We start from the raw sequence: 18921 nt of genomic DNA, 5'->3' as shown, positions 1-18921 counted from the left end.
AGCCGTTCACACCTCGACGTCGAGGCCGAACGTCTCCCGGTGGAGGTGGTCCAACGCCACGAGGACAGCGCCCCGCACGACCGGGTTCCCGTCCACGGCACCGGGTGCGACCCGGGTCGGCAGGGGGATCAGCGTCGACAACCGCTCCTCCACGCGCCGGGCGAGCGCGAGGCCCCCGGTACGTCCGACCTCGCCAGCGAGGACGAGGAACCCGGGGTCGACGACAGCGCACAGGGCGGCGGCGCCCTGAGACACCCGGTCGGCGAGCGCGTCCAAGAACGCCGCCCCCGCGGGCCCGCCGTCGACCGCCGCGCGCACGAGGCCGGCCAGGTCGGACGAAGGGTCCGCCACGTCGGCGGAGGTGTCGGCGGGATCAGACGAGGGGCCAGCCGGATCGGACGAGCCGTTCACCCGTTCCCCGGGCGCGTCGACGCGCCCGGACGTGTCGACGTCCCGGGAGGTGTCGACGTCTCGGGAGGTGTCGTCCGGGACCGGTATCCCGTGCTGCCGGGCGAGCTCACGCACCGCTGGGCCACCGGCGAGGTCTTGGAACGTCCCCCGACCGAGGGGCAGGTACGCCACCTCGCCCGCGCCGCCGGACGCCCCGCGCAGGACACGACCGTTGAGCACGATCGCCACACCGATTCCTTCATCGAGGAAGAGCAACGCGAAGGTGTCGTGCCCGCGGGCGGCGCCCAGCCGATGCTCGGCGTATCCGACGAGGTTGACCTCGTTCTGCAGCTCGACTCGGTCCCCGTAGCGGTCCCGCAGCCCGGGCAGGACGTTGGCGTGCCAGGTGGGCAGGCTCGCGACGAAGCTCACGTCCCCGCTCTCCGGGTCGACGAGTCCCGGCGTCCCCACGACCACCATGCGCAGTCGGTCGTCGCTGAGTCCGGCGTCGGCGAGGGCGCCGTCGAGCGCGGCTTGGATGATCCGGTCGGGCTGGGCTCCGGGATCTTGGGGCACGCGCGCGCTGCCGACCGTGGCACCGGTCAGGTCGGTGACGACCGCGAGGACGTTGTCCGGTCGGACCTCGACACCGGCGACGTGGGCGCGGTCGGCGACGACCCCGTACAGCCGTGCGTTGGGGCCGCGGCGGTCGGTGCCTGCCTCGCCGACCGGCGCGACCAGGCCGGCCGCCTCGAGCCGGTGGACGAGCGCGGCGATCGTGGGCCCGGACAAGCCGGTCAGCGTCCTCAGCTCGCGGCGGGTTAGCGGGCCTCGGTCGAGGAGGAGCTCGAAGGCCACGCGGTCGTTGATGAGCCGTGCGGTGCGCGGTGTCGCGGTTCGCGGACTGGACACCCCTCTTTTCATAAGGAACCCTGCCTGTTAATTTCTCCGCCACGGTAGATCTCACAGGATGCCGGGTCAACCGGCCGCATCCCCGGCAGCCGACGCGCGGCCTTCGACCTCGACGTGTCCGCGTGCGAGGCACGTCGTCACCCGTCCACCGGCGTACGGGCCAGCCGTGCCAACGGCCATCGGTGAGCGAAAGGATCACCACGACCCTCGAGGAGCGACACACGTGTCGAGACGACAGGCCGACGCCGGCTCATCAGACACCACGCCCCACGGCCGCCGGCCCTACGCGCTCGCCTCCTTCTTCGGCCTCGTGGGCTTCCTGCCCGCCAACTGGCTCGTGCGAGTGCCGGACGTCAAGGAGCAGGTCGGCGCCAGCGACAGCGAGCTCGGTCTCGCGCTCCTGAGCGGCTCCCTCGGCAGCCTCGCCGCCCTCCTGGTCGCGGGCCGGCTGTGCCTACGCCTCGGCCCGCGGCGCGTCCTGGTGCCGGCGAGCGCGCTGCTCAGCCTGCTCATCACGCTTCCCGGCGTCGCTCCATCCCTGCACTCGCTCGCCCTCGCCCTCGTGCTCGTCGGGATGGCTCAGGCGACGTTCACCATCGCCGTCAACAGCTCGGCCGTCGAGATGGCCGCGGCGAGCGGGAGCCCGCTGATGCCCACGCTGCACGGGGTCTTCAGCGTGGGCGGGTTGGCCGGCGCTGCCGTAGGCGGTGTCGTCGCCGAACGGATGTCGCCGGGTGCGCACCTCGGCATCGTGGGCGTGCTCGGTCTGCTCGTGACCGCCGTGGCCGGGCCACCTCTGCTGCGCTCAGCCCTGGCGAGCGGCCCGGCCGACCCCCGAAGCTCCGCCACGCCCGACAGCATCCCGTGGGCACGCGCCCGCTGGATCGTGCTGCTGTTCGGCGTGATCGCGGCGTGCACGGCGTTCGCGGAGTTCACCAACAACAACTGGGCCACCCTGCATGTGCGTCGGGACCTCGGCACCTCCGCCTCCGTCGCGGCCTACTGCTACGCCTGCTACGCGGGGGCCATCGCCGTCGGCCGCTTCCTCGGCGCCCGCCTGATCCGACGCCTCGGTGAGACCCGAGTCCTGTGTGGCGGCTTCCTGCTCGCCGCCGTCGCCACCGTGCTCACGAGCTGGGCGGGACACCTTCCCGGCGGGCTCGCCGTGGCGTTCGTCGCCTACGTCGCCCTGGGTCTGGGCCTCGCCAACATCTACCCCATCGCGATCAGCCGCGCGGGCGTGCTCGGCGGGCCGCGGGGTGTGAGCCGAATCGGGGTCGCGGCGAACCTTGGCGCCCTCAGCCAGGCCCCGCTCATCGGGTTTCTCGCGGACCGCTACGGGCTACCGACCGCGCTGACGACGGTCGCTGTCCTGTCCGTGAGCGCCGCCACACTTGCGTTCGGACTGCGAGCGTGGAGCTCCGGCACCCGGCCTCGCACTCCCCTTGCCGACCGGCCCTCCTCGCCCGGGCCGGCCGCAACCCGCCCGTCCGCGACCGATGCGGCGTCCGGCCTGTCCGGCGATCCAGCCGACGTCTCCAGCTCGGCCGAAAAGCTCCAGGGCTGACCCGCCGACCGCCAGGAGCACGCTGTGGTGTTACGACGTCTCCTCAACGCCAGCCGCGAGCCCGTGACCCGGCTCTATCCCCTGACCGTCTTCTTCGCCGCCGACGGGATCCTGTTCGCCGCGTGGGTGGTGCGGATTCCGCACATCAAGGCCCAGGTCGGCGCGACCGCGACCCAGCTGGGCTTCGCGCTGCTGTGCATGACGTTCGCCTCCGCCATCTCCATGTACGTCGCCGGGCGACTATGCGCGCGGCTTGGCACCCGGCTCGTGACCGTCGCGTCCTTCCCGCTCGTCTGCGTGGGCTTGGTGTTACCGGCACTGACCCGCTCGCCGATCCAGCTCGGCGTGGTGCTCTTCGCGTGGGGCTGCGTCTACGGAACCTTGCTCGTCGCCCTCAACGCGGCCGCTGTCGAAGTCGAGAAGGCAACACAGCGCGCGCTCATGTCGCCCATGCACGGGTTGTGGAGTGTCGGCGGTCTGGTGGGCGCGGTCACCGGCGGCATGCTCGTCGAGCGGCTCACCACGTCGACACACCTCGGCGTCATCGCGATCTCCGGCGTCGTCACCACGCTGTTGGTGGCCCCGTCCATGATGCGGCCGGACTCGCGGTCGGCGGGACCCGGCGAGCTCACAGCCGCCACCGCGCCGACCACTCGACACGCTCCGCAGCCGGCCTTCCCCGCGGTACGGACCTTAGTGATCTTGCTAGGCGTGGTCGCCTTGTGCACGGCCTACGGCGAGGGTGCGGTCGGTGACTGGGCCGTCCTCCACCTGCAGCAGGACGTCGGCGCCTCCGAGTCGCTCGCCGCCTACGGCTTCGGCGCCTACATGGTGGCGGTCAGCGTCGGCCGGCTGACGGGTGGTCTGATCATCCAGCAGGTCGGCGAGAGCTGGGTGCTCATCGGCGGCGCCGTCCTCGCCGCGCTCGGAATCCTGGTGGCGGCGTGGACGACCTCGGTCTGGGTCGCCTGGGTGGGCCTGGTGGTCGTGGGCCTCGGCCTGGCCAACATGTTCCCTGTGGCGATGGCCCGCGCGGGTGCGCTTGGCGGCTCGCGAGGCGTGGGCTTGGCCTCCACGATCGGCAACGTGGGGATGCTCGGCGGGCCACCGATCATCGGTTTCCTCGCCGACCAGTGGGGCCTGCCGGCGGCGCTGAGCACGATCGCGGTTCTGGCGGGCGTCGCCGGGCTGATCGGGGTGGCCCTCCGCGAGCGGATGGCGCCGCGAGCGACAGTGAGCCCGGCGAAGCCGGACGCGGCCATGTTGGGAACGTGACCAGGGTGACCGCGTCCGGTTCGCCGAAGGTCACGCAGCCGCAGGCTCAGTCGAAGATCGGCCCGCGGGTCCGGCTGCGCTTGAGCTCGAAGAAGCCGTCCGTACCGGCGACCAGCTTGACGCCGTCCCAGAGCTTGCCCGCCGCCTCACCGTGCGGGATGGGCGAGACGACCGGGCCGAAGAACGCCACATCCCCCACCTTGATGACCGGGGTGCCCACCTCGTAGCCCACGAGGTCCATGCCCTCCTTGTGGCTGGCGCGCAGCGCCTCGTCGTACTCCGTGCTGTCCGCGGCGTCCACCAGGTCGGTGGGCAGACCGGCCGCCTCGAGTGCCGCGACGTAGGTCTCCTTCTCTCGCGGCCGCTTCTCGTGGTGGAAGAGGGTGCCGATCGCGGTGTAGTAGCGGCCCAGCACCTCGCTCTCGTCCTCGCCGGCCGCCTTGGCCCGCTCAGCGGCCGCGATCGCGATCCGGACCGGGCCCCACGAGTTCTCCAGACCCTTCTTGTAGTCCTCCGGCAGGTCGCGCCCTTCGTTCAAGACCGCCAGGCTCATCACATGCCAGCGGGTCGTCACCGGGCGGACCTTCTCCACCTCGAGCATCCACCGGGAAGTGATCCACGCCCATGGGCAGATCGGGTCGAACCAGAAGTCCGCGACCTCGCGCTGCTCAGCCATCGTGCTCCTTACTCCATGTGTCCGGACCTCGTGAGGTCCGAACGATCGTCCGGGAAACCCGCCCATAACCTAGGCGAACGTAAACCTAGGCGAACGTACGATCGCATCGTTCGCGCGACGGGACCCACCGCGCCGAGTCGCAAGTCGTTGGCCCTCCCACTGGGCCGCGTGGAAGGATGAACCCCATGCCAGGCACCAACCTCACCCGCGCCGAGGCCCAGGAGCGGGCCCGACTCCTCAAGGTCGACGGCTACGACGTCACGCTCGACCTGACCTCTGCGGTCGATCCCCACTCCCCAACGTACCGGTCGACGACAATCCTCCGGTTCCGCTGCCAGGAGCCAGGAGCGTCGACGTTCGTGGACCTGATCGCGCCGAAGGTCCACCAGGTCAGCCTCAACGGCGTCGAGCTCGACCCGGAACGGGTCTACGACGGCGCGCGGATCTCGCTCGACGGTCTAGCAGCCGAGAACGAGCTTCGGGTCGTGGCCGACGCGGCCTACATGAACACCGGTGAGGGCCTGCACCGCTCCTTCGACCCTGTCGACCAGCGTCCCTACCTCTACACCCAGTTCGAGGTGCCGGACGCGCGGCGCGTGTTCGCGACGTTCGAGCAGCCCGACCTCAAGGGGACGTTCACGCTGACCGTCATCGCGCCGGCGGACTGGCAGGTGGTGTCCAACTCCCCCACCCCCGAGCCGGAGCCGACCGGAGACGGCGTCGCCACGTGGCGGTTCGCGCCGACACCGCCGATCTCGACCTACATCACGGCGCTCGTGGCCGGCCCGTTCCACGTCGTCCGCGACTCCTACCAGGGCCGCCGGGGCGAGATCCCGCTGGGCGTGTTCTGCCGCCAGTCGCTGGCCGAGCACCTCGACGCCGACGAGATCCTCGACGTCACCAAGCGCGGTTTCGCGTTCTTCGAGGAGCTGTTCGACTACCCCTACCCGTTCGAGAAGTACGACCAGCTCTTCGTGCCCGAGTACAACATGGGCGCGATGGAGAACGCCGGCTGCGTCACCATCCGCGACGAGTACATCTTCCGCAGCCGCACCACCGACGCCGCCTACGAGGCGCGCGCCAACACGATCCTCCACGAGCTGGCGCACATGTGGTTCGGCGACCTGGTGACCATGCGCTGGTGGGACGACCTGTGGCTGAACGAGTCGTTCGCGTCGTACGCCAGCGTGCTGTGCCAGGCCGAGACGACCCGCTGGACGCACGCCTGGACGACCTTCGCCAACACCGACAAGACCTGGGCCTACCGCCAGGACCAGCTGCCCTCGACCCACCCCATCGCCGCCGACATTCGCGACCTGGAGGACGTCGAGGTCAACTTCGACGGCATCACCTACGCCAAGGGCGCGAGCGTGCTGAAGCAGCTGGTGTCCTGGGTGGGCCGCGAGGAGTTCTTCGCCGGGCTGCGCCACTACTTCAAGACCTACGAGTGGGGCAACGCCACCCTGGCCGACCTGCGTGTGTGCCTGGAGAAGACCAGCGGCCGCGACCTGGAGGCCTGGAGCAGGGAGTGGCTGGAAACCGCGGGTGTCAACACGCTCCGCCCGGCGTTCGACGTGGACACCGAGGGTCGCTTCACGTCGTTCGAGGTCGTGCAGGAGGCGCCGGCCGACCATCCCACCCTCCGCTCGCACCGGCTCGCCATCGGCTTGTACGACCGGACCGATGACGGTCTGGTGCGACGCCGCCGCGTCGAGCTGGACGTGGTCGGTGAGCGGACCGCGGTGCCAGACCTCGTCGGCGAGTCCCAGCCGGACCTGGTCCTCCTCAACGACGACGACCTGACCTACGCCAAGATCCGCCTCGACGAGCGGTCGCTCGCCACTCTCGTCCAGCACATCGGAGAGTTCCGCGACCCGCTGCCGCGCTCGCTGGGGTGGACGGCGGCGTGGGACATGTGTCGCGACGCCGAGATGGCCGCCCGCGACTACATCGCCTTGGTCCTGGGCGGCGTGGCGGCCGAGCCGGACATCAACGTCGTCCAGCTGCTGCTGCGGACCGCTTCCACCGCCGTGCAGATCTACACCGCGCCGGAGCGGCGACTCGAGGCACGGCGGGAGTTCGCCGCCGGCTTGCGCGCGCTCGTCGAGCAGGCCCAACCAGGAAGCGACCACCAGCTGGCGCTGGTTCGCTCCTACGCCGGCGCGGCCACGGAGGAGCACGCCAGCTACCTCGCGGGTCTGCTCGACGGCTCGATCACGCTCGACGGTCTGTCGGTCGACCAGGAGCTGCGCTGGACCTTGGTCCAGAACCTCGCCCGGCTCGACGCGATCGACCCCGCCCAGATCGACGCCGAGGAGCGTCGCGACGGCACGATCAAGGGCAAGGAGGAAGCCGCGCACGCCCGTGCGGCTCGCCCGCACGCCGAGGCCAAGGCGCAGGCGTGGCGGGACGCGGTCGAGCGCGACGACGTGCCCAACCAGACGCAGTTCAAGACGATCCGAGGCTTCTGGCAGCCGGGGCAGGAGGAGCTGCTCAAGCCGTACGTGCAGCGTTACCTCGATGTCGCCCAGTGGGTCTGGGACCACAAGGCGAACGAGATGGCCCAGTCGGTCCTGGTCGGTCTGTTCCCGCGTCAGCTGGCGACCCAGGAGACCGCCGAGAAGGTGCGGGCGTGGCTCGACAACGCCGAGCCGGTTCCCGCGGTGCGACGGCTCGTGTCCGAAGGCCTGGCCGACGTCGAGCGGGCGCTGCGAGCCCAGGCGCGCGACGCGCAGGCCTGACCGTCTCGCGAGCACGACGAGGGCCTGGACTTCCCCCGCGGTGCGGGAGGAGGTCCAGGCCCTCGTCGGTGCTTACTCTTCCGGCAGCGGTGTGCTGCCGGGACGACTCGCGTGCTCGCCGAGCTGCTGGATTCCGGTGACCAAGCCACCCACGAGGTCGCCGTCGGCGAACGACGACCGCATCCCGAGGACGACCAGCTGACAGTCGGCGTCGGTGAGGCGGCGCCGAGCCTGCTCCCCGGTCACGATCTCCACCCGTCGCCCCTTCGGGTCCACGAGGATGAAGACGCTGCGCGCCGGGTCGGGAAGCGCCGCGTGCAGTCGCTCCGCGACGGACCTCGACGGCCCATCGACGGGCCCGACGTAGGTGGAGAAGGTCAGGCCGGACAGCTCCTCGGCGTTCCGGATCGCCCGCTCGAGCTCGTTGCGTTCGCGGATGCTGAAGCCCTCACGACCGACCACCGGCGCCTCACCTCTTCTTCACCACTGGCTTCTTCACCACTGGCCACCGGCGCCACCTCGGCCGGCTGCTCCTCCTTCGGACGACGCTCCCTCACCGCGAGGCTGGTCGGATCCCAGCTCGGGCGAGTCACCTGTCCTCTCCAGCGGAGTGCCAGCCTCGGCCGGGCGGGCGCCGAACCACTCCGGCGGACCGCTCCACGACAAGCTCGTCTGTGAGCCACGACGGATCAGATCGGGCGCCATGACGAGAAGGCTGATGAGGAGGAACAAGCCGACAGGGATCCCACCGAAGATCCCGAGCACCTCGAGGGGCGACAGATCCAGACCCGGCGGCGCCGAGCTCGCTGTCGCCGCAGAGGCGGACGTGCTCGTCGCCAACACGACCGTGGCGCACGTCACACCCATCGTGACACCTCGTCGCAGGAACGCCCGGATCATCCCCTGACCTTTCATCACGGTTGACACCGTACCCGCGACAGTGGACCGGCCAGTCCTCGCCCCGCCGCCGTCGCGTCCAGCGGCCGCCGCCACGGTGCTCACGGGGGGCCATCGCCGTCTCGGCCTCGGAGAACCTTGCACAATGACCGACGGATGTGGGCCCGCCCGCGTCCAGACCCTGCAGTGACGCGCTCGACCCAGACGTCCGACCCATGACGAGGCCGCACGATGATCAAGCCGCATCCTGACCTTCTGGTCGCCCTCACCTGGAGCCAGGTCGTCGAAGCCGCGGAGACCCCGGCCAGGATCCTGCTGCGAGTCGCCCTGCTCGTCGGGGTCGGACTCGTCCTGCGGCATCTGGCGCACCGGCTGATCGACCGGCTCGTCACTCGAGCGGTTGGCCTCACCCTGCCGAAACCGCTTCGCGGAGACCGGCGGGGTGACGACGCCCGGGAGCGCCCCACGCTCCAGCAGGAGCGCCGCGCGCAGCGCGCTCAGGCACTCGGCTCCCTCTTCAAGAGCGCCACGACCGCGCTCGTCGGGGTCGTCGTGGTCCTCATGATCCTCGACGAGCTCGGGTACTCGCTCGCGCCACTGCTCGCCAGCGCCGGTGTCGCCGGTATCGCGATCGGCTTCGGCGCCCAGAGCCTCGTCAAGGACTTCCTCGCCGGCATCTTCATGCTGCTGGAGGACCAGTACGGCGTCGGTGACGTCGTGGACCTCGACGTCGCCGTCGGCACGGTGGAGAGCGTGGGCCTGCGAGTGACGCGGGTGCGTGACAGCGACGGAGTGCTCTGGCACATCCGCAACGGCGAGATCCTGCGGGTCGGCAACAAGAGCCAGGGATGGTCCGCGCTCGTGCTCGACATCGCGGTCGCCTACGACGAGGACATCCACCGCGTCGAGCGGCTCGTCGACCAGCAGGCCCGCGAGATCGCGGCGAGCGACCAGTGGAAGGACAAGATCCTCGAGACGCCCCACGTCGTCGGCGTCGAAGAGGTGACCGGGCAGTCGATCACGATTCGGATCGAGGGCAAGTGCCTGCCCAACGAGCAGTTCGGCATCCAGCGGGAGCTGCGCTCGCGGCTGAAGAAGGCCTTCGACGCCGAGGGCGTCCGGGTGCCGGCGTGAGACGAGCGCCGTGTCCGGTGCCACGCTGACGGCACCGGACACGGCGGCCGGCCAGCCTCAGACCAGGGCGGCGTCGAGGGTGATCTTCGTGCCCGCGAGCGCCTTGGAGACGGGGCAGTTGGCCTTGGCGTTCTCCGCCGCCCGCGCGAAGGCCTCGGCGTCGAGTCCCGGCACGCTGGCGCGCACCGTGAGATGGATCCCGGTGATCCCCTCACCTGGTTGGAACGTCACCTCGGCCTTGGTGTCGACGCTGCTCGGTGGGTTGCCGGCCTGGGCCAGCCCGTGGGAGAGCGCCATCGAGTAGCAGGTGGCGTGAGCCGCGGCGATGAGCTCTTCGGGGCTGGTGCGCCCATCCGGCTGCTCCGCGCGCGATGGCCACGTGACGTCGTAGGTCCCAAGGCCGGAGGAGTCGAGCGAGACCCGGCCGGACCCCTCCATGAGGGAACCCTCCCAATGCGCGTTCGCCGTGCGTGTGGTGGCCATAGGCATCTCCTTCGTGCGGATCAGCGACTAACGGTCCTCATCCCGGCTGCTCGCTGAGGCGTCGACCGTGAACGAGGCACTCGTCCATCCTGCCCTCTCCGGTGATCGAGGCGACGACGAGCCGTCGACCGGCGTGCCGAGCCTTGTCGTCCCCAGTGAGGTCTCGACTCGTGTGGGTTACAGCACCGTGACTGTTGCGCCGAAGGTCTTGACCGTGGGCAGGACCGGCGGCACGATCGCCCTCACTTACCAACGATCTGCCCTCTTCGGCAGAAAGTTTCATCCACCTCTGAGGAGTGCCAGATGCCGATCGCACCACGTCGGTGGCGACGCGTCACGGCCGGTCTGGCGGCACTCGCCTGTGTGGCCGGCCTCGCGTCATCCAACGCCGCGTACGCCGACCAGACGGCCGACGAGCAGCCGACCCAGCTGGTCGTGGCGGTCAGCCAGTCCGTCGACACGTTCAACCCCTTCCTGTCCTTCTTCGCGATCGGCTACACGATCTCCGGGCTGACCTACGACTCGCTCATCGACTGGAGCGCCGAGGACTACAGCCCGGTCCCGGGCCTGGCGACGAGCTGGGAGGAATCGCCGGACCGGCTGACGTGGACCTACAAGATCCGGAAGGGCGTCAAGTTCTCCGACGGCACGCCGCTCACCGCGCGCGACGCGGAGTTCACCTTCAACCTGATGATGACCGACGAGGCCGCGCGGGCCTCCTCGGCGGACCTCGTCGAGAAGTTCGAGAGCGTCGACGCGCCGGACGACTACACCCTGGTCATCAAGCTCAAAGAGCCGACCAACCAGATGCTGGCGCTCGACAACCCGATCGTCCCCAAGCACATCTGGGAGAAGATCGACAACCTCGGCGAGTACAAGAACTTCGACTTCCCGCTCGTCGGGTCCGGCCCGTTCCAGGTCGTGGAGTTCAAGACCGACCAGTTCATCCGGCTCAAGGCCAACAAGGACTACTGGGGCGGGGCTCCGAAGTACGACGAGCTGATCTTCCGCTACTACAAGACGCCTGACGCGGCGGTGCAGGCCCTCATCAACGGGTCGGTCGACCTGGTCAGCGGCCTGACGCCCGCGCAGTACCGTGGCTTGGAGGGCCAGAAGGGGATCACCCGCAACCAGGCGCAGAACCGCCGGACGAGCTCCATCACGTTCAACGTCGGCGCGCAGACCCGGGACGGCAAGCCCTTCGGCGACGGCCACCCCGCCCTGAAGGACGTCCGGGTGCGCCAGGCCATGCACCACGCCGTCAACCGCGAGGAGATCATCGAGAAGGTCTACGACGGGATGGCCACACCAGGCGTCAGCTACATCCCGCGGATCTTCTCCAACTACTTCTGGGAGCCCGAGGGTCCCGAGAAGGTCGAGTTCGACATCGCGAAGGGCAACCAGATCCTCGACGAGGCCGGCTACCGCAAGGGTCCGGACGGCATCCGCGTCGACCCGAAGAGCGGTCGGCCGCTGTCGTTCCGGCTGCTCCACCACGCCGACAACCCCCAGTACGCGACGATCGCGCAGTACCTGAAGGGCTGGTGGAAGGAGCTCGGCATCGACATCAAGGTCCAGAGCACCGACTCCACCAAGCTCAACGACATGCTGTACGCCGGGAAGTTCGACGTCATCTTCTCCGGCTGGGGCGTCGGGCCCGACCCGACCAGCATCCTCTCGCTCTACACCTGCGACGCGCTGCCGAGCGACACCAGCGGGACCGAGCGGAACACCGACACCTTCTACTGCAACGAGCGCTTCGACGAGCTGCACGAGCAGCAGAAGCTCGAGACCGACCTGACGAAGCGAGCCGAGCTGATCGCCGAGATGCAGAAGATCCTCTACACCGAGGCGCCGGTGATCACGCTCGTCTACGCCGACCAGCTCGAGGCCTACCGCAGCGACCGCTGGACGGGCTTCGTCAAGCAGCCCGCCGAGCGCGGCATGATCTCAGGCCAGCAAGGCCACTGGGCCTTCCTCTCCGCCACGCCCGTGGTCGAGACGCAGGAGGAGAGCGCTGGCGGCTCCCGCATCGGTCTCGTCCTCGGTGGCGGCGCTGCGGTGCTCGTCGTGGCCGCGGCGGCCGTGCTCGTGGCCATCCGCCGTCGCCAGACCGCCGATGAGCGGGAGTAGCGCCCGATGACGGTCGAATCCTCGCTGGTGGCCGGGTCGGAGGGCTCGGCCACCAGCGAACCACCCGAGCGGTCGGGGTCTGGCTTCGGCCGCTACCTGCTGACCAAGCTCGGTGGCGCCGCGATCTCGCTGTTCATGGTGGTCTTCTCGGCCTTCTTCCTCTTCCGCATCCTGGGCGGCGACCCGGTCGACGCCCTGACCCGCGAGATCCCGACCACGCCGGAGGAGCGCGCCGCCCTGCGGGAGAGGCTCGGGCTCGACCGACCGCTCCCTGTGCAGTTCGCCGACTACCTCACCGGCGTCCTCACCGGTGACCTCGGCGAGTCCTACCAGTACCAGCGACCGGTCATGGAGCTGATCCTGGAGCGTCTCGGCCCCACGGTCCTGCTCACCGGCACCGCGCTGGTGCTGTCCGCCTCGCTGGGCCTGTGGATCGGCACCAAGGCGGGCTGGCGGCAGGGCAGCCGCTACGACCGCCTCCACGTCGGAGTGGCCTTGACCCTCTGGTCGGCGCCCACGTTCTGGCTCGGCCTCATCGTCGTCATGGTCTTCGGCCGCTTCCTGGGGCTGTTCCCCATCAACGGCATGGTGTCGCCGCGCACGCCTCCGGGATTCTGGCCGCAGACGCTCGACACCCTCCACCACCTCGTGCTGCCGGCGGTCACGATGACCGCGGTGATCTACGCGCAGTACGTGCTGGTGATGCGCTCGTCCATCCTCGACGAGATGGGCAACGACTACCTGACGACGGCGCGGGCCAAGGGACTCCGCGACGACCTGGTACGCCGCCGGCACGCCGTCCCGAACGCCTTGTTGCCCACCGTCACGTTGCTCTTCCTCCACCTGGGGGGCGTGGTCGGTGGTGCGATTCTCACCGAGACGGTCTTCAGCTGGCCCGGACTTGGCCTGCTGGCGTACGAGGCGCTGAAGATCCCGGACCTGCCCCTGCTGCAGGGCACTTTCGTGTTCTTCTCCACCGCCGTGATCCTCGCCAACACCGCCGCCGACATCGTCTACCGATTCCTCGACCCGAGGGTGCGCCAGTCATGACCGCGTCGACGACCGGAACACCCCCACCCACGTCCCCGGACACCTCGCCGGAGGAGCCGAGCCGCTTGACGTCCACGCGCGCGGTGGTCTGGCAACGCCGCCGGGCGGCATTGGCCCGTTTCTGGAGGGACTACCGGCAACAGCGCGCCGGCGTCGTCGGGCTCGTCGGTCTCGCCCTCATCGTCGTGGCCGCCCTCGCCGCACCCCTCATCACCGACGCCAGCGGCCTCGACGTCACTCGGGCGCCCGGGAAGCGGCTGGAACCTCCGAGCTGGTGGCCGTGGGGTCCGGGCGAGGCGGGTGAGTTCTTCCTCGGCACCGACGAGACGGGCCGGTCGGTGGCGCTGCTCACGCTCTGGGGGGCTCGCGTCTCACTGTTGGTCGGCGTGACCGCCACCCTGCTCGCGATCGGCATCGGGACGCTGGTCGGCATCACGGCCGGCCACTTCGGCGGCTGGGTCTCCAGCGTGCTCATGCGCGTGACGGACTGGTTCATCGTCCTCCCCCGCCTGGTGCTCGCGATCGCGCTCGCCGCGCTGCTCGGACCCACCATCGTGACCATCGTCGTCGCCATCGGTGTCACGTCGTGGGCCGGAACGGCACGGTTGATCCGCGCCCAGACGCTCGCCGTCGAGGCCCGCCCGTATCTCGAACGCGCGCGGGCGCTCGGCGCCGGCCACTGGCACCAGATGACCCGCCACGTGCTGCCGAACGTCATGCCGCTCGTGCTCGCCAGCACCACGCTCGAGGTGGCCAGTGCCGTCCTGGCCGAGGCCACCTTGTCCTTCCTCGGCCTCGGCGACCCCGCGCGTGTCTCGTGGGGTGGGATGCTCAGCCGGGCCAACGCGTCGGGCGCGGTGACCTATGGCGCGTGGTGGTACCTGCTCACGCCCGGTCTGGCGATCCTCGTCGTGGTGCTCTGCTTCACACTGTGCGGCCGAGCCCTGGAGGCTGTGTTCAACCCTCGGCTGCGAGGTCGGTGACGCGATGCCCCTGCTGGACGTTCGAGATCTGCGGGTCACGTACCAGTCCGCGCGCGGCCCCGTGCCCGCTGTCCGCGGCGTCGACCTGACCCTCGACGCGGGTGAGACATTGGGGATCGCCGGGGAGTCCGGCTGCGGCAAGTCAACGCTGGCGCTGGCGCTGCTGCGGCTCCTCCCCCGGACCGCCACCATCACCGGGCAGATCCTGCTCGACGGCGAGGACGTCCTCACCATGTCGTGGGGCAAGCTCCGCGCGGTCCGCTGGGCCGGCGCGTCCATCGTCTTCCAGGGCGCCATGCACGCCCTCAACCCCGTCCACCGGGTCGGGCGTCAAATCGCCGAGCCGATCATGCTGCACGAGCGGGTGCGCGAGTCCGAGGCGCTCGCCCGCGCCGAGGAGCTCCTCACCCAGGTCGGTCTGCCGGCGTGGCGGGCGCGCAGCTACCCCCACGAGCTCTCCGGTGGGCAGCGACAGCGGGTCATGATCGCGATGGCGCTGGCCTGCTCCCCGCGGCTGATCGTCGCGGACGAGGCCACGACGGCGCTCGACGTGATGATCCAGGCCCAGGTCCTCGACCTCATCACCAGCCTGGTCGCGGAGCGCGGCATCGCGCTCCTCATGATCAGTCACGACCTGTCGATCCTGTCGTCCACCTGTCGCCGCCTCGCGGTCATGTACGCGGGTCGAGTCGTCGAGATGGGACCGGCCCAGGAGCTGTTCGGCGATCCACGACACCCGTACTCGGGAGCCCTTGCGGCCGCCTTCCCCAAGATCGGCGACCCGGCCGCCCGCGGACGTCCTCGTGGGCTCGGCGGCGACCCACCGGATCCCGCCGCCGTTCCGTCCGGGTGTGCCTTCCATCCCCGGTGTCCTCTCGCCCGACCGGAGTGCGCCACGACCGACGTGGAGCTGTGGCCGGCGGGCCCGGACCGTGTCGCCTCGTGTGTCCGTGTCCTGCCAGCCGGTTCGTCGAGGGAGGCGTCATGACCGAGCAACCGATCCTGTCGGCCCGCGGGCTCACCGTCGACTTCCGCTTGCGCGGCGGCCGACGCGCTCGTGCGGTCGACGGTGTCGACCTTGACTTGGCGCCCGGCGAGGTGCTGGCGTTGGCGGGCGAGTCCGGGTGTGGGAAGACGACGCTCGCCCGGGCACTGCTCGGGCTGGTCAAGCCGACATCCGGCACGATCACCTACGCCGGCGAGCCGCTGGCCTCGACCTCGTCCGGGCTCAAGGCGTACCGTCGGGCGGTCCAGCTGATCCTGCAGGACCCCACCGGTGCCTTGAACCCCCGACACACGGTCTACGAGGCGGTCGCGGAGGGCCTGCGCATCCACGGCATCACCGACAACGAGCGCGACCGAGTGGCGGAAGCGCTCGCCCACTGCGGCTTGCGACCACCCGAGCGGTTCTTCCTGGCCTACCCTCACGAGCTGTCCGGTGGTCAGCGCCAGCGGGTCGTCATCGCGGGGGCACTGGTCCTCGAGCCGAAGGTGCTCATTGCCGACGAGCCGGTCGCCTCCTTGGACGCGTCTGTCCGCGGTGAGATCCTCGCCCTGCTGCTTCGGCTCCGGGAGCAGTTCGGGCTCGCGGCGCTCGTCGTCACGCACGACCTCGGGCTGGCGTGGAGCATTGCGGACCGGCTCGCCGTCATGTACCTCGGCCGGATCGTCGAGTCGGGACCGACCGAGCGGGTGCTCACCGACCCCCAGCATCCCTACACACGGGCGCTGGTGTCGGTCCTGCCGGACTCCCCCGTGTCCGAGCCTGTCGTGCTCTCGGGCGAGCCGCCGGACGCCACGCGCATCCCGGCTGGATGTCGCTTCCACCCGCGCTGTCCCGAGCTCGCCTCCGGAGGGGCGGCCGCGGCCGGGGTCGCGGACGCGTGTCGACGGACGCCGCTGCCGGTCCTCCCCGCTGACCCCCACCAGCACGTCGTCGCCTGCCACCTGCGCATGGCCCGACCGACCAAGGCGGCCGAGGCGGGTTCTGTGTCCGGCTAGCGTCGGCGCAGCCGGAGCCTGGCTCCCTCATCCGAGGCATGTCGGACCTGGCCGACCCGCGGCGATCGGTCCATCTGGGAGCGCGACGTCCTTCCGGCCGTCCGGTCGCCGGACACGTCGGTCACCCGGCCTTGCGGCCAGTTGCACAATGGACGGCGATGAGCGAGCAGACACACTCTCCCGGACCCCAGACCGACGGCGCCGGCACGGAGCCGCAGACCTTCTACGAAGCCGTCGGCGGACACGAGACCTTCCGGCGGCTGGTCCAGCGCTTCTACGAGGGCGTCGCCGAGGATCCCGTGCTCCGACCCATGTATCCGGGGAAGACGCTGCGTGGCGCTGAGACCCGCCTGCGGATGTTCCTCGAGCAGTACTGGGGTGGTCCCACCACCTACTCGGAACGGCGCGGACACCCACGGTTGCGGATGCGTCACGCACCGTTCCCGATCGACGAGGATGCTCGCGACCGCTGGCTCCACCACATGCGTGTGGCGCTCGATGAGCTCAAGCTCGCGCCCGAGCACGAGGAGCGGCTGTGGAACTACCTCGTCATGGCCGCCCACTCCCTGGTCAACACGTTCGACGAGTCGCGTCCCAACCTCCTGAGCTGAGGTCCGCCCTCACGCCCCGTCGCCTTGTGGTCGACGTGCTGTTTCGACGATCGTCTCTTCGTTCGACCAGACGACCTGTCGACGCACCCGACCCCACCTCCCACACAGCGTCCACCACAATGGTGGCGCCTCGCCCAGCCCAGACGAGCGAGCTCATGCCGACAGGAAGGTGGCGTTCATGAGCGCGAACACGCCGAGCCCATGGTGGCGGACGGCCGTGATCTACCAGATCTACATCCGCAGCTTCGCTGACGGGAACGGCGATGGGATCGGCGACATCGCCGGTATTCGGTCACGGCTGCCCTACCTCGCCGCGCTGGGCGTCGACGCCATCTGGATCACGCCGTGGTACGTCTCGCCCATGGCCGACGGCGGCTACGACGTGGCCGACTTCCGCGCCATCGCGCCCGAGTTCGGCACGTTGGCCGAGGCCGAGCAGATGATCGAGGAGGCGCACGAGCACGGTCTGCGCGTCATCCTCGACATCGTTCCCAACCACACCTCCGACCAGCACCCCTGGTTCCGGGAAGCCTTGGCGTCCGAGCCCGGCTCGCCGGCCCGGGCCCGGTACTGGTTCCGGCCCGGACGCGGCCCAGACGGCGCCTTCCCACCCAACGACTGGCGGTCGGTCTTCGGTGGACCGGCCTGGACGCGGGTTCGCGACGAGGAGGGCGTGCCCGAGGAGTGGTACCTGCACCTGTTCGCGCCCGAGCAGCCTGACCTGAACTGGGAGAACCCCGAGGTCCGCGCCGAGTTCGAGGACATCCTGCGGTTCTGGTTCGACCGCGGTGTGGACGGCTTCCGGATCGACGTGGCACACGGTCTGGTCAAGCACCCGGCCCTCCCCGACATCGGCTGGGACAAGGAAGAGCTGCTCGCCGAGTCCGAGATCGCCGACCACCCACACTGGGACCGCGACGGCGTCCACGAGATCTACCGCGCGTGGCGCAAGGTCGCCGACTCCTACGCCGACACTCCGCAGGGCCCGCGCATCTTCGTCGCCGAGGCGTGGGTCCGCACCGAAGCCAACCGGCTCGCCCACTACCTGCGCCCCGACGAGCTGCACACGGCGTTCAACTTCGACCTGCTCCGGTGCCCGTGGGACGCCGAGAAGTTCCGGGCCACCATCGACCACAACCTGCGGATGCTGGCGGACGTCGGCGCACCCACGACCTGGGTGCTGTCCAACCACGACGTCATCCGGCACGTCACCCGCTACGGACGCCCAGCCGGTCGGGAGCACGAGCCCGCGGGGACCACGCCGTGTGACGTCGCTTTGGGCGTGCGGCGGGCGAGGGCGGCCGCGCTCCTCATGCTCGGGCTCCCCGGGTCCGCCTACATCTACCAAGGCGAGGAGCTCGGACTGCCCGAGGTGGAAGACCTGCCGGTCGAGGCCTTGCAGGACCCGATCTGGAGGCGTTCCGGCGGCACGAGGCGTGGTCGGGACGGCTGTCGAGTTCCACTTCCGTGGACGGGTGAGTCACCCGCCCTCGGATTCGGTGCCGCGCCACCGTGGCTGCCGCAGCCGGCGGAGTGGAAGACGCTCAGCGTCGAGGCCCAGACCGGCGACGACACCTCGATGCTCGAGCTCTACCGGTCGGCGATCAGCTTGCGCCGGTCGTGGCCGGGCCTGGCCGAGCAGCCGCTCACCTGGTACGACGAAGTGCCCGACGGTGTGCTCGCCTTCGACCGCGGTGACGGCTTCCGGTGCGTGGTCAACTTCACCGACCGCCCCGTTCCGCTTCCGCCACACACCGAGGTCGCCTTGGCGAGCGGGCCGCTGGAGGGCGACGCGCGCGACCAGCTACCCGGCAACACCGCCGTTTGGCTGCGCTTGACGTGACCCCACGCTGGATGAAGGTGGCGTGGCGGTGTCACCCGCCACGCCACTGCCTCGCCTCGCGGGCGTGAGGACGACCGCGCCCCTGCGGAGCTGCCAACCCGTGACACGTGTGCGCTGGTAGCGCGCAGCGGTCGTGGCTGACGTGACCGAGGATGGCCCTCGCGAGATCAGTCGTCAGATGTACGATCAAAGTCCCGAGCCCGTCCCAGACCTCACGTCAGGAGG

At 70.2% G+C, this 18921-nt stretch carries 16 protein-coding genes; 11 read left to right on the top strand and 5 right to left on the bottom strand.

Annotated features, from left to right (window positions below):
- Positions 1–6 precede the first annotated feature (6 nt).
- Positions 7–1302, bottom strand: a complete 1296-nt coding sequence (locus tag DFJ64_RS15955; RefSeq protein WP_211310635.1) for an ROK family transcriptional regulator — start codon at positions 1300–1302, stop codon at positions 7–9.
- Positions 1303–1525: 223 nt separating this feature from the next.
- Between DFJ64_RS15955 and DFJ64_RS15950 the strand changes: the two genes are divergently transcribed.
- Both DFJ64_RS15950 and DFJ64_RS15945 read left to right on the top strand, forming a co-directional pair.
- Positions 1526–2869 (top strand): MFS transporter, encoded by a 1344-nt coding sequence (locus DFJ64_RS15950; RefSeq protein WP_170152636.1) that lies wholly within the window; start codon positions 1526–1528, stop codon positions 2867–2869.
- Positions 2870–2893: 24 nt separating this feature from the next.
- Entirely contained in the window at positions 2894–4144 is a 1251-nt protein-coding gene (locus tag DFJ64_RS15945; protein WP_115851167.1) for an MFS transporter, read from the top strand.
- A gap of 46 nt (positions 4145–4190) precedes the next feature.
- Here DFJ64_RS15945 and DFJ64_RS15940 read toward each other — a convergent pair whose 3' ends face one another.
- Positions 4191–4820, bottom strand: coding sequence for a mycothiol-dependent nitroreductase Rv2466c family protein (locus tag DFJ64_RS15940; RefSeq protein ID WP_115851166.1), 630 nt, complete (start codon positions 4818–4820; stop codon positions 4191–4193).
- Positions 4821–5005: 185 nt separating this feature from the next.
- Here DFJ64_RS15940 and pepN point away from each other — a divergent pair, with 185 nt between their 5' ends.
- On the top strand, positions 5006–7561 hold the full coding sequence (gene pepN, locus DFJ64_RS15935; protein ID WP_115851165.1) for an aminopeptidase N: 2556 nt from the start codon (positions 5006–5008) through the stop codon (positions 7559–7561).
- A gap of 72 nt (positions 7562–7633) precedes the next feature.
- Here pepN and DFJ64_RS15930 read toward each other — a convergent pair whose 3' ends face one another.
- Together DFJ64_RS15930 and DFJ64_RS15925 are read right to left on the bottom strand one after the other, a co-directional pair.
- Complete coding sequence (locus DFJ64_RS15930; RefSeq protein WP_115851164.1) at positions 7634–8023, bottom strand: DUF5130 family protein; 390 nt, start codon at positions 8021–8023, stop codon at positions 7634–7636.
- Between the two features lie 33 nt (positions 8024–8056).
- The gene (locus DFJ64_RS15925; RefSeq protein WP_147304736.1) at positions 8057–8479 is read right to left on the bottom strand and encodes a hypothetical protein; all 423 of its coding nucleotides are present in this window, start codon (positions 8477–8479) and stop codon (positions 8057–8059) included.
- Between the two features lie 210 nt (positions 8480–8689).
- Here DFJ64_RS15925 and DFJ64_RS15920 point away from each other — a divergent pair, with 210 nt between their 5' ends.
- The gene (locus DFJ64_RS15920) at positions 8690–9592 is read left to right on the top strand and encodes a mechanosensitive ion channel family protein (RefSeq protein ID WP_115851162.1); all 903 of its coding nucleotides are present in this window, start codon (positions 8690–8692) and stop codon (positions 9590–9592) included.
- A 57-nt stretch (positions 9593–9649) separates the two neighbouring features.
- Here DFJ64_RS15920 and DFJ64_RS15915 read toward each other — a convergent pair whose 3' ends face one another.
- Positions 9650–10075, bottom strand: a complete 426-nt coding sequence (locus DFJ64_RS15915) for an OsmC family protein (protein ID WP_115851161.1) — start codon at positions 10073–10075, stop codon at positions 9650–9652.
- 303 nt (positions 10076–10378) lie between these two features.
- Between DFJ64_RS15915 and DFJ64_RS15910 the strand changes: the two genes are divergently transcribed.
- From DFJ64_RS15910 to DFJ64_RS15880, 7 genes are all read left to right on the top strand, one after another.
- Positions 10379–12208, top strand: a complete 1830-nt coding sequence (locus tag DFJ64_RS15910; RefSeq protein ID WP_115851160.1) for an ABC transporter substrate-binding protein — start codon at positions 10379–10381, stop codon at positions 12206–12208.
- 6 nt (positions 12209–12214) lie between these two features.
- The gene (locus DFJ64_RS15905; protein ID WP_115851159.1) at positions 12215–13258 is read left to right on the top strand and encodes an ABC transporter permease; all 1044 of its coding nucleotides are present in this window, start codon (positions 12215–12217) and stop codon (positions 13256–13258) included.
- Positions 13255–14241, top strand: a complete 987-nt coding sequence (locus tag DFJ64_RS15900) for an ABC transporter permease (RefSeq protein ID WP_115851158.1) — start codon at positions 13255–13257, stop codon at positions 14239–14241. The genes DFJ64_RS15905 and DFJ64_RS15900 overlap by 4 nt, the downstream gene beginning before the upstream one ends.
- A 4-nt stretch (positions 14242–14245) precedes the next feature.
- Entirely contained in the window at positions 14246–15229 is a 984-nt protein-coding gene (locus DFJ64_RS15895) for an ABC transporter ATP-binding protein (RefSeq protein ID WP_115851157.1), read from the top strand.
- Complete coding sequence (locus tag DFJ64_RS15890) at positions 15226–16242, top strand: ABC transporter ATP-binding protein (protein ID WP_115851156.1); 1017 nt, start codon at positions 15226–15228, stop codon at positions 16240–16242. Before DFJ64_RS15895 ends, DFJ64_RS15890 begins: the two co-directional genes overlap by 4 nt.
- A gap of 158 nt (positions 16243–16400) precedes the next feature.
- A complete protein-coding gene (locus DFJ64_RS15885; RefSeq protein ID WP_115851155.1) occupies positions 16401–16853 on the top strand; it encodes a globin in 453 nt (150 codons plus the stop codon).
- Positions 16854–17031: 178 nt separating this feature from the next.
- Positions 17032–18696, top strand: a complete 1665-nt coding sequence (locus DFJ64_RS15880; protein WP_115852155.1) for a glycoside hydrolase family 13 protein — start codon at positions 17032–17034, stop codon at positions 18694–18696.
- Positions 18697–18921: the final 225 nt, after the last annotated feature.

It is taken from the genome of Thermasporomyces composti (assembly GCF_003386795.1).
Classification (GTDB): Bacteria; Actinomycetota; Actinomycetes; order Propionibacteriales; family Actinopolymorphaceae; genus Thermasporomyces; species Thermasporomyces composti.
This window is presented reverse-complemented; position numbering and strand designations above follow the sequence as displayed.

Bases quoted from the DNA above. Each gene is read 5' to 3' on its own strand.
- DFJ64_RS15940 (WP_115851166.1), bottom strand. From the start codon at position 4,820: ATGGCTGAGCAGCGCGAGGTCGCGGACTTCTGGTTCGACCCGATCTGC.
- pepN (WP_115851165.1), top strand. From the start codon at position 5,006: ATGCCAGGCACCAACCTCACCCGCGCCGAGGCCCAGGAGCGGGCCCGA.
- DFJ64_RS15920 (WP_115851162.1), top strand. From the start codon at position 8,690: ATGATCAAGCCGCATCCTGACCTTCTGGTCGCCCTCACCTGGAGCCAG.
- DFJ64_RS15915 (WP_115851161.1), bottom strand. From the start codon at position 10,075: ATGGCCACCACACGCACGGCGAACGCGCATTGGGAGGGTTCCCTCATG.
- DFJ64_RS15910 (WP_115851160.1), top strand. From the start codon at position 10,379: ATGCCGATCGCACCACGTCGGTGGCGACGCGTCACGGCCGGTCTGGCG.
- DFJ64_RS15905 (WP_115851159.1), top strand. From the start codon at position 12,215: ATGACGGTCGAATCCTCGCTGGTGGCCGGGTCGGAGGGCTCGGCCACC.
- DFJ64_RS15900 (WP_115851158.1), top strand. From the start codon at position 13,255: ATGACCGCGTCGACGACCGGAACACCCCCACCCACGTCCCCGGACACC.
- DFJ64_RS15895 (WP_115851157.1), top strand. From the start codon at position 14,246: ATGCCCCTGCTGGACGTTCGAGATCTGCGGGTCACGTACCAGTCCGCG.
- DFJ64_RS15890 (WP_115851156.1), top strand. From the start codon at position 15,226: ATGACCGAGCAACCGATCCTGTCGGCCCGCGGGCTCACCGTCGACTTC.
- DFJ64_RS15885 (WP_115851155.1), top strand. From the start codon at position 16,401: ATGAGCGAGCAGACACACTCTCCCGGACCCCAGACCGACGGCGCCGGC.
- DFJ64_RS15880 (WP_115852155.1), top strand. From the start codon at position 17,032: ATGAGCGCGAACACGCCGAGCCCATGGTGGCGGACGGCCGTGATCTAC.